This window comes from Desulfonatronospira sp. (assembly GCA_003563255.1).
Lineage (GTDB): Bacteria > Desulfobacterota > Desulfovibrionia > Desulfovibrionales > Desulfonatronovibrionaceae > Desulfonatronospira.
The window spans coordinates 1-7969 of the sequence record PWSL01000134.1; the positions used below are offsets into that span (position 1 = coordinate 1).

The following is a 7969-nucleotide window of genomic DNA, read 5'->3' on the forward strand; positions in this document are numbered from 1 at the left end:
AGCATCTCCTCTCTATTCAGCCCTTGCTCAAAATCCCTGGCCAGTACGGAATGCTCCAGGCCCAGCCTGTGGATAAAGCCTGCGGCAATGCGCCAGGGCTCGCGCACGGCCAGGTCTCCTCCGGGCAGGGGCACGGGCTCAAAGCTGCCCAGTCTTTGCAGGGTCATGTCCCGGTTGTCCACCAGCAAAAGCTCTCCCCCCCACAGGGTGCCGTCATCCCCCAGCCCGGCTCCGTCTAAGGCCAGGCCCAGGCATGGGCCTTCAAAACGGTTTTCAGCCATGACCGACAGGATGTGGGCGTAGTGATGCTGCAGGGCCTGCACCGGCAGACCTGACTCCTGCCTGGCGTACTTAGTGCTCAGGTAGTCCGGGTGCAGGTCGCAGACCACCATTTCCGGGTTGACCTGCAGCACGTGCTGCAGATGATCTATGCACTCCCTGTAGAAGCTGTAGCTTTCTAAGTTCTGCAGGTCGCCTATGTGCTGGGAGACAAAGGCCTGGTCATTTCTGGTGAGGCAGAAGGTGTTTTTGAGCTCCGGGCCTGTACCCAGAATGCAAGGACCAATCCGGGACAGAAATACCGGCTGCGGGGTATATCCCCTGGCCCGGCGAAAGTAAGCAGGCCCGGGTCCGCGGGCGCACATTACCGAGTCATCGCAGCGAACCAGGATGTCCCTGTCATGCAGAAGAAAGTAATCCGCAATGTGCCCCAGGCGTTTCAGGGCCTCGCGGTTGCCAAGGCTTATGGGCTCGGAGCTCATGTTGCCCGAGGTCATGACCAGGGCGGGTATTTCCTGCCGGGTGAGCAGTGTTTTGAAGTGTTCAAAGAGAACCAGGTGCAGTGGAGTATATGCCAGCATGATGCCCAGCAGGTCTGTGTCCGGGGCCAGGTCGGGACTCAAGGGGCAGGGCTGGATGGGCTTCACCGCCAGGATGGGGCTGGATGGGCTCTGCAGGATTTCTGCTTCCAATGGGCTTAGCTCCGCCAGCTTTCCAGCGGCAGCTATGTCCGGGACCATGACAGCCAGGGGCTTGTGCGGGCGGTTCTTGCGGCGGCGAAGTTCCCGGACGGCTTCCTGATGGGATGCATTGCAGGCCAGGTGAAACCCGCCCAGACCTTTTATGGCCAGGATGCTGCCCTGTTTAAGCAGGTAAGCGCTTTTCTTCAGGGGGGAGGCATGTCCTGAAATCCTGTTGCCATCCGCATCTGTCAGCCAGAGCCTGGGGCCGCACTGGGGACAGGCATTGGGCTGGGCATGGAAACGCCGGTCCCCGGGGTCGCTGTACTCCCGGCGGCACTGTGGGCACATTTCAAAGCAGGCCATGGAGGTGTTTTGCCGGTCATAGGGGATAAGCCCGGTAATGGTATACCTGGGGCCGCAGTTGGTGCAGTTGGTGAAGGGATAGAGATATCTTCTGTCCTCAGGGTCCAGTATCTCCCGGGCACAGTCGCTGCATACGGCGGAGTCGGGGCTTATGAGCACCTGGCTTTGCTCCAGGGCAGAGCTTTCCAGGATGATGAATCCGGATTCACCTGCCTCAGGTGTTGTCTCGTCTGTCTGAATCCGGGTAATTTCAGCTAAGGGCGGGGGGTTGCCTCGGAGTTCTTCTTCAAACCCGGCCAGTGCCTCCTCTTTGCCCTGGACTTCGATGACCACGCCAAGGGAGGTGTTCTGCACCGAACCAGTAAGGCCGTGCTGAGCAGCCATACGGTAGACAGAGGGCCTGAAGCCTACTCCCTGGACCCGGCCATTGACAATATACCTCTTACGCCTCATAATTTTCCGTTTGTATAAAAATAATAATCGCAGCCATTAACACTACAGCGAAACTTATAAAATACACTATGGTATCTCAACTGGGGACAGGCACTTTTGCCGATGGAAAACCTTCAAATGCTCAAAAATCTCGGCGGCAAAAGAGCCAGTCCCCGGAGGCCAATCATAAGTTTCGCTGTAGTGTTAACTGATTTAAGATTTTAAACCGGAAAAGACAAGAAGCCTTCATGTCCTTGCCTGATAAACAACCTTCACCTTTATAAACTATGGAAAATTCAATTCGCATAAGCGGGGCCAGGCAGCACAACCTCAAGTCCCTGTCCCTGGAAATTCCCCGCAACAAGCTGGTGGTCCTTTGTGGTCCTTCAGGGTCGGGCAAGTCAACCCTGGCCTTTGATATTATCTATGCCGAGGGGCAGAGGCGCTACGTGGAATCCCTGTCCGTTTACGCCAGGCAGTTTTTGCCGCAGATGGACAAGCCCCTGGTGGACAAGATTGAGGGGCTTTCCCCGGCCATCTCCATTGAGCAGCATACCCTGTCCAGAAATCCGCGCTCCACTGTGGGCACGGTGACCGAGGTGTACGATTTTTTAAGGGTTTTTTACGCCAGACTTGGGACTTCCACCTGTCCCGAGTGCGGCCTGGAGGTGCAGGCCCAGTCCGCCAGCCGCATCATAGAACATATCATGGACATGCCTCAGGGGACAAAGTTTATGATTTTAAGCCCCTTAGTGAACAACAAAAAGGGCACGCACCAGGAGCTTTTGAAAAAGCTCAAGTCCCAGGGGTTTGTCCGGGTGCGCATAAACGGCGAGGTCCAGAGCTTAGACACTCTGCCCGCGCTGGATAAAAACCGCAAACACCGTATAGAGCTGGTGGTGGACCGCTTAGTGCACAAGCCGGACATGCGCAACAGGCTGGCCGACTCGGTTGAACTGGCCCTGGCTTATGGTCAGGACAGCCTGCTGGTGTCCATTGTGGACGGCCGGGACATTTTTTACAGCACCCAGGCGGTATGCCCTGACTGCAAGATCTCCATGCCTGCTCCCAGCCCGCAGCTTTTTTCCTTCAACAGTCCCCAGGGGGCCTGCCCGGAATGTTCGGGCATCGGCAGCGTGGAGTATTTTGAGCCGGACCTGATAGCCCCCAACAAGGGCCTGAGCCTGAACCGTGGGGCAATCATCCCCTGGAAAAAGCCTGCGGTCTTTGCCAGGTACAAGGACGACCTGCTGGCCCTGGGCCGCAAATACGGCTTTGACTTAGACACCCGGCTGGCTGATTTTTCCCCGGAGGCCTTAGAAGCGCTTTTTGCCGGAGACAAGGAACTTGGTTTCGAGGGGGTGCTGAGCCTCCTGGAGGAGGGGTTCGCCATCGGCCCGGTCTGGCGCGATGAACTGGCCAGGTACAGGCAGTCCAGGCCCTGTCCTGTATGCAGGGGGGCCAGGCTGAGGCCCGAGTCCTTGTCCGTGCATGTAAACGGGAAAAACATCTACGAATTTACCCGGCTGTCCATTCACAAGGCCTTAGAGTGGCTGCAAAGCATGAAATTTCAGAAGTCCCAGGCCAGGATTGCAGAGCCGCTTATAAATGAACTGAGCCACAGGCTCAAATTTCTGGTCAACGTTGGCCTGGATTATATAAACCTGGCCCGGAACATGTCCACCCTGTCCGGGGGGGAGGCCCAGCGCATCCGCCTGGCAGGGCAGCTGGGCTCCGGCCTGGTTGGGGTGACCTATGTCCTGGACGAGCCAAGCATAGGCCTGCATCCCAGGGACAACGACCGATTGCTGTCCACCCTGCGCGAACTCCAGGGCCGGGGCAACACCGTGCTGGTGGTGGAGCATGACGAGGCCACCATCAGAAGCGCGGACCACGTGCTGGAGCTGGGACCCGGTTCCGGAGCCCTGGGCGGGGAAGTGGTGCACCAGGGAAGCGTGGATGCTCTGCTTGGTTCCAATACCCTGACCGGCAAGTACCTGCGCCGGGAGATGACTATCCCCAGGCCGGATAAAAGGCGAAACTCCGGTCGCTGCCTGACTCTGCGAGGAGTGAGCACCAACAACCTCAAAAACGTAGACTGCGACATTCCCCTGAACCAGTTAGTGGTGGTCACTGGAGTTTCCGGTTCGGGCAAGAGCTCGCTGGTGGTGGATTCGCTGTACAAGCACCTGGCCCTGGCCAGGGGACTCAAGGTGGATGAACCCGGAAGCATTGCCGGAATTGAAGGAGCGGAGCACATCGCCAAGGTGGTGCCCATTGACCAGTCACCCATCGGCCGGACCCCCAGGTCCAATCCGGCCACATATACCAAGGTCTTTGATGAAATCAGAAATATTTTCGCCGAAACCAAAGACGCAAGAAAGCGCGGTTACAAGCCGGGGCGTTTCAGCTTCAACGTGCGCGGGGGGCGCTGCGAGTCCTGCAGCGGAGACGGACAGATAAGGGTGGAGATGCATTTTCTGCCGGATGTTTTCGTGACCTGCGAGGTGTGCGGGGGGCAGCGGTACAACCGTGAGACCTTAGACATTGAATACAGGGGGTATAATATCGCCCAGGTTCTGGATATGTCCGTGGCCCAGGCCAGGGTGTTTTTCCAGAATTACCCGGTCCTGGAGCGCAAGCTGGGCATCCTGGAGGAAGTGGGCCTGGAATACCTGAGGCTGGGTCAGCCGGCCACTACTCTTTCGGGAGGAGAGGCCCAGAGGATAAAGATATCCAGGGAGCTGTCCAAGAAGAGCCTTCCAGGGACCCTGTACGTGCTGGATGAGCCCACCACAGGCCTGCATACCCACGAGGTGGGCAAGCTTATCCAGGTTCTGAACCAGCTGGTGGACAAAGGGGCTTCGATAATTGTCATCGAGCACAACTTAGACGTGGTGGCCTGTGCGGATTATCTCCTGGACCTGGGCCCCGGAGGCGGGGACAGCGGAGGATACATTGTGGCCCGGGGTACACCGGAGGAAGTCAGGGACAACCCCGGGTCGGTTACGGGCAGGTTTCTGTCCCTTGAGACTTGATAAGGGCAGTCAGCAGGCTCAGCTCTACCTGTCTTTTTCTTTTCTGTTTTCTATGGCCACACGGGTGGCCACACCCAGAAGGCCGCACAAAACTCCCAGGATCAGGGCCCGCAGGGGGTCGATGCCAAAGAGCAGACTGGCTGTAAGTCCCACAGTACCTCCCAGTATAACGCCTCTGAATATTGGTATGTTCATGACTGGTTCCTCTTTGTTTTTTACAGACGGCTTAAACTGTAACCATTCAGGGATGTGTCGGCAATCGCCACCGAGAATAGACTTCAGGCGTTACTCCCCAACCGTGAGCGGCAAAGCCGCCCGTGAGCAACGAAGTTGCCCGTGCCAAAAAAATCTTCTCCGGCACGGGAAGCCTTCAGCTTCACACGGGTGCTCCGCACACACGGTTTTTAAGAATAAAGAGTCCTGGAAGGGGTTGCCTGTCTGTCACTCAGGATGCTTTGCATGCTTCCTGCTCCCCTGAAGAGTTACCTTAAACTGAAGATTAACCGTATCAGGCTATGTTTGTAACCCGGTTATCGGTTATCAGTTAACAGATAAAAGGCATATATCCTCTGAAAAACTGAAGGTCAAATCTTATGCATGCGGATAAAAAAGAATTGCGGGCTGCGATGCACAGGCAAAGAAGTTCCCTGGACCCCGGGGAGGTAAATGCCAAAAGCTCTGCCGTAATAGAAAATTTTCTCTCTACTAAGAAGCTCATGCAGCATACCTGTTTTCTGGTCTATCTGCCCATCAAAAATGAAGTGGATACCAGGCCTCTGCTTCGAAAACTTCTGCAGCAGGGCCGTGAGGTGTACGCCCCGTACTGTGATCCAGGCCGGTCCGGCAGGATGGAATTTTACCGGGTGCAGGACCTGAGCTGCCTCAGGCCGGGGTTTTGCAATATCTACGAGCCGGAGCCGATACAGGAGAATATCTTTGAGAATCATGCTCCATCTGTGGCGGTGGTGCCCGGGGTGGCCTTTGACGAATCCGGGTACCGCCTGGGTTTCGGCCAGGGGTTTTATGACCGCTATTTCAGCCTGCTTCCAGACCCAGGGCCGCTGCTTGCGGGCTTTGCATATGATTTCCAGGTGGTGGAAAGTCTTCCGGCAGATCCCTGGGATATACCTATGCATTATGTGTTTACAGAAAAAAGGATCATTGAAGTTTTTACCCAAAATGAGTCAAGCTGAAAATGGGTAATAATTGGTAACTGTTCACAATAATGATATGAGCTACAGTGGTCCGGGGATTCGGCAAACAGGATGAAAAAAATCGCTCTCACGCCATAGCGTGACAGAGTTAATCAAAACGTAGCCATTCAGGGGGTCCTCGGTGATAACAAATGGCACAAGGCCTGGGGACTGTCCCCCGCTAAGGATCTGTCACGATACAAGTGTTATATTTGTCTTCTACATTCCCCGGACGCTCCGCGTCCCCCCCAGATTATGCAAACATTATGTAATACTTATTTTATACGGAGCCTGACTTTCAGCTTCAAGTGAGTGCCTGAAGAGTCAGTCACCTTGAGGCAAAATTTAGTATCGTTGCTGGGTTAGAGGCCTTTCGAGGCCCGGTGCTGCAGATACAGAGTTATCTCACTTTCAAGCGACCGCAGGCTTTCGCTATGCGGCAGCATTTCAAAAATGGTATTGATATAGCCTTTCTCAAGGACCTGCAGACAGGAGTAGGGGTAGTTCAAGTCATATACCCAGGAGATCAACAGCAGCAGGAAGTCATTTTTATAACGCATGCTGTAATAGTCGGCCAGTTGCCCTGACTTTACCTGATCAAGGATTGCCGGGGTTATGTCGCTCCCCTCTTCAAGGTCCAGGGTTACAGTGTTGCTGTTCCGGGAATCCCGGGTGATGTGAAAGAGAATAATAGGGAAAATATCAAGCTTGTCAGCATCCCGCACGGCCCCGGCTACCTTCAGGCACCAGCCTGTGAACCCTGAAGGAAGAAATCTCCTGTTATGAAAAAGAACTGCTTTTAGAATGCACTTCTTGTCAGGCAAGGGTAATTCCCGCAGGACATTTTCCCGGTGCAGTATTCTGGTGCTCAAAAGTGCGTGGTTGACAGACAGCCTGTCGTTGAAGGTCTGGTATTGCCTGTATTGTTCAAAACGGCCCAGGTCATGAAACAGGCCGGCCAGGGTGCTCAGGGTACTCGATCTGGAGTCAAAGCCCTGGTAAAGTGCCAGGTTCCGGGCGATTTCCATGACCCGGAGACAGTGCTCTTGTTTCAATCTGAAATTTGCATCTTCATCAGGCGCAAAGTCCACAAACTTTTGCACATACTCGTTAAAGTAGTTCTGGTAATATTTTAGGCGCTTATTCATGAAACCCGGTCATGTATCTGTTTAGCGCTTTTAAGGAAAGCGCTAAACAGATACCAAAAACTCTTTTCTTTATAGGGTTGCAGGCACAGCCCGCGTCAGTCCCTTACTTGATGAAACTGCAGTATGTCAGATATTAACTGATAGTGGTAAATATAAAGCATCTAACCCTTTGATTTTACTGACTACTGCCTGCTGGCCACTGACTACTGTGACTGGAAATAACACTATTTACAGTCGTAATCTTGCTTGTTGATGTATGCGAAAAAATATACATGATAGAGAAGCAAAGGACAAGCTTTCGGGTAACCATTCAGGGGTGGGACTCGATGGTGATTGCCGGCACCAGGCCTGGGGACTGTCCAACGCTGAGTACTAAAGCGGACTCTGCCCGCAACCCATGATAATGCAGTGCTCTTATCTCTATTGGGACTGTCCCCGCGATATCATTTATTGGTTACTGAAATCTCTCATTCGCAAAACTGGTTGCCTTTGACCTGGTTAATTCTTATTCTAGATTGCTATCAAAATGATTTTAATCAGCGTAAAATCAGCAATATCAGCGGCTAAAATCTTTCTTCTTCATGCAGCTGATAGCATCAAAGGCAAAGAATTTTGGCCACTGATTGCGCAGATCTCCGCAGATAAGAAGAGCATTGTTCAAGGGTTGTTAACGATAAACATAAAGATCACCTTGATTGCAAACTGTAATTAACACTACAGCGAAACTTATTAAATACAGTATGGTATCTCAATTGGGGACAGGCACTTTTGCCGATGGAAAACTGTCAACTGCTCAAAAATCCCGGCGGCAAAAGAGCCAGTCCCCGGAGGTC

General features: G+C 53.7%; 5 protein-coding genes. 2 read left to right on the forward strand and 3 right to left on the reverse strand.

Going from position 1 to position 7969, the window contains the following annotated elements; translation table 11 throughout:
• The coding region (gene hypF, locus QZP87_RS03675; protein WP_291321563.1) for a carbamoyltransferase HypF at positions 1-1778 on the reverse strand (1778 nt) is incomplete at its 3' end.
• A gap of 266 nt (positions 1779-2044) precedes the next feature.
• On the opposite strand from hypF, the gene uvrA reads away from it, so the two are divergent.
• Positions 2045-4795 (forward strand): excinuclease ABC subunit UvrA, encoded by a 2751-nt coding sequence (gene uvrA, locus QZP87_RS03680; protein ID WP_291321564.1) that lies wholly within the window; start codon positions 2045-2047, stop codon positions 4793-4795.
• 24 nt (positions 4796-4819) lie between these two features.
• On the opposite strand, the gene QZP87_RS03685 is transcribed toward uvrA, so the two are convergent.
• A complete protein-coding gene (locus QZP87_RS03685) occupies positions 4820-4990 on the reverse strand; it encodes a hypothetical protein (RefSeq protein ID WP_291321565.1) in 171 nt (56 codons plus the stop codon).
• Positions 4991-5388: 398 nt separating this feature from the next.
• Here QZP87_RS03685 and QZP87_RS03690 point away from each other — a divergent pair, with 398 nt between their 5' ends.
• On the forward strand, positions 5389-5988 hold the full coding sequence (locus tag QZP87_RS03690) for a 5-formyltetrahydrofolate cyclo-ligase (protein WP_291321566.1): 600 nt from the start codon (positions 5389-5391) through the stop codon (positions 5986-5988).
• A gap of 362 nt (positions 5989-6350) precedes the next feature.
• Here QZP87_RS03690 and QZP87_RS03695 read toward each other — a convergent pair whose 3' ends face one another.
• Entirely contained in the window at positions 6351-7136 is a 786-nt protein-coding gene (locus QZP87_RS03695) for an HD domain-containing protein (RefSeq protein ID WP_291321567.1), read from the reverse strand.
• Between the last annotated feature and the right edge of the window lie 833 nt (positions 7137-7969).

What these genes read in the sequence shown, in the direction of transcription:
- uvrA (WP_291321564.1), top strand. Translation starts at nt 2,045, where the DNA reads ATGGAAAATTCAATTCGCATAAGCGGGGCCAGGCAGCACAACCTCAAG.
- QZP87_RS03685 (WP_291321565.1), bottom strand. Translation starts at nt 4,990, where the DNA reads ATGAACATACCAATATTCAGAGGCGTTATACTGGGAGGTACTGTGGGA.
- QZP87_RS03690 (WP_291321566.1), top strand. Translation starts at nt 5,389, where the DNA reads ATGCATGCGGATAAAAAAGAATTGCGGGCTGCGATGCACAGGCAAAGA.
- QZP87_RS03695 (WP_291321567.1), bottom strand. Translation starts at nt 7,136, where the DNA reads ATGAATAAGCGCCTAAAATATTACCAGAACTACTTTAACGAGTATGTG.